General features: G+C 67.3%; 2 protein-coding genes. Both read right to left on the minus strand.

All coding sequences use genetic code 11. The features are described from left to right. Nucleotides 1-62: 62 nt before the first annotated feature. Nucleotides 63-1,742, minus strand: a complete 1,680-nt coding sequence (locus tag NYR58_RS20270; protein ID WP_261522932.1) for a DEAD/DEAH box helicase — start codon at nt 1,740-1,742, stop codon at nt 63-65. A 7-nt stretch (nt 1,743-1,749) separates the two neighbouring features. Continuing rightward, a partial coding sequence (locus NYR58_RS20275; protein ID WP_449243716.1) for a hypothetical protein occupies nt 1,750-1,959 on the minus strand: 210 nt, incomplete at its 5' end.

The raw sequence follows: 1,959 nt of genomic DNA on the forward strand, positions 1-1,959 counted from the left end.
GCGATCAAAGCCCGGTCGATCCGCAGCCTCTGCGGGCGGGGATGAGACTTGCGCGACATGGCTCACGCCGCCCTCCGCTCGGGCGCAGCCGACATGACGAGTCGGCGAATGTTGCGCCGGTTGAACTGAAAGGTGATCAGCGCCGATGCGCGGTAGCGCGTGAGCCCGTAGTCCTGGCGCTGCTGGGGCGAGAGGTATTGCAGCTGTTTTTCCGTCGGCGCCTGGCTCAGCCAGCGCCGGGACTTGAAGGCGCTCTCGTCGGTCTCGTGCTCGTTCAACCAGTCGTCGGCCTGCGCGAGGCAGACCGTGCGCTCGCCAACACCGAGAAGACGCGTCCGCTCGTTCTTTGCACCCCCCACGGCATGCCAGCGCCCCTCGAGGAAGAACACGCCGCCCCAGGCATTGAAGCCGCTCGCCATGAGCGCGGAGTCGTCGTCGAACAGATCCTCCCAGGCGAAGCTGGAGCGCTTCAGCAAGTCGATCTCGGTCAGAACGACGGTTTCGAGCGGCTGATAGCCATTGCTCAGGAACTCGTATCCGCAGATCGGACATTGACGCGCGGCGAGCGGGACCGTCGCCTCGCATTCCGGGCAGGTCTTCGTCGGCGCGTCGCACGGTGTGGGATCGCGGCCGTCGAGATCGACGTCCTGCTCCAGCGTGCCGTGGGTCAGGCTCGAGATCCCGAAATCCAGCACGATGCAGTCGGTCTTGACGATGCCGGGGTGCTCGGCCGGATCGACGGTGCGCAGGCCGCGTCCGACCATCTGGATCATGGTCGATTTGTAGGAGCTGGGCCGCAGCAGGATCACGCAGGACGTTGGCGGGTGATCGAATCCTTCGGTGAGCACGGAGACATTGACCAGCACGGCGATCTCGCCCGTGGCATAGGCCGCGAGGATGTTGCGGCGCTCGTCGGCGGAAAGCTCGCCATGGATCAACCCCGCCGGGATGCCGGCCGCGTTGAAGGCCTCGGCGACGTGGGCAGCATGGGCGACGGTGGAACAGAAAACGATGGTCGGCCGCCCTGCGGCCTTCTCGCGCCAGTGCCGGACCACCTCGTCGGTGACGGGCGCGCGGTCCATGATCGCCGCAACCGCGCCCATGTCGTAGTCGGACGCGGTCTTGCGGACGGCGCGCAGCTTCTCCTGCACGCCCAGATCGATCACGAAGGTGCGCGGCGGCACGAGGTGACCAGACGCGATCAGTTCGGCCAGCGTGACCTGGTCGCCGACGTTGTCGAAGACCTCGCGCAGCCCCTTCCGGTCTCCGCGGTTGGGTGTCGCCGTGACACCGAAGATCCGCGCGTCGGGATTGGCGTCGCGCACCCGATCGATGATCCGACGATAGCTCTCGGCCACCGCGTGATGCGCCTCGTCGATCACCAGCAGGTCGAGCTTCGGCATCGTGGCGAGATTGGAAGCCCGCGACAGCGTCGGCGCCATGGCGAAGGTGACCTGGCCGGCCCAGCACTTCTCCTTCGCATCGACGACCGAGGTCGTGATCTTCGGGTTCACCCGGCCGAACTTGCTGCGGTTCTGAGCGGTCAGCTCGTCGCGATGCGCGAGCACGCAGGCCTTGGCGCCTGTGCTCTTCGGGGTTTCGCCGACCATGCGCCCGACGACGCCTGAGAGCATGATCGTCTTGCCGGCTCCGGTCGGGGCGACGCCGAGAGTGTTTCCGTGTTCGCCGAGCGCGCGGACGCTGCGCTCGACGAACTGCTTCTGGCGGGGACGCAACAGCATGGCCGCCTCACTGCGCCCAGGAAGGGCGCGCACCCGCCGCCGGTGCTGAAGATTGGGGCATGGAGGGCTGGGAAGGCTGAGCCTGCGGCTGCGGTGCCGTACCGGGCACGCCCATGAGGGCGGCATAGTCCTTGTGATCCGGCGTGACCGCCGCGCGGATCTCGTTCTTCTCCTCGCCCATCGCGTCGGTGCCGATGTCGATGCGCGCGACGAACTC

Source organism: Chelativorans intermedius, from assembly GCF_025398255.1.
Classification (GTDB): Bacteria; Pseudomonadota; Alphaproteobacteria; order Rhizobiales; family Rhizobiaceae; genus Chelativorans; species Chelativorans intermedius.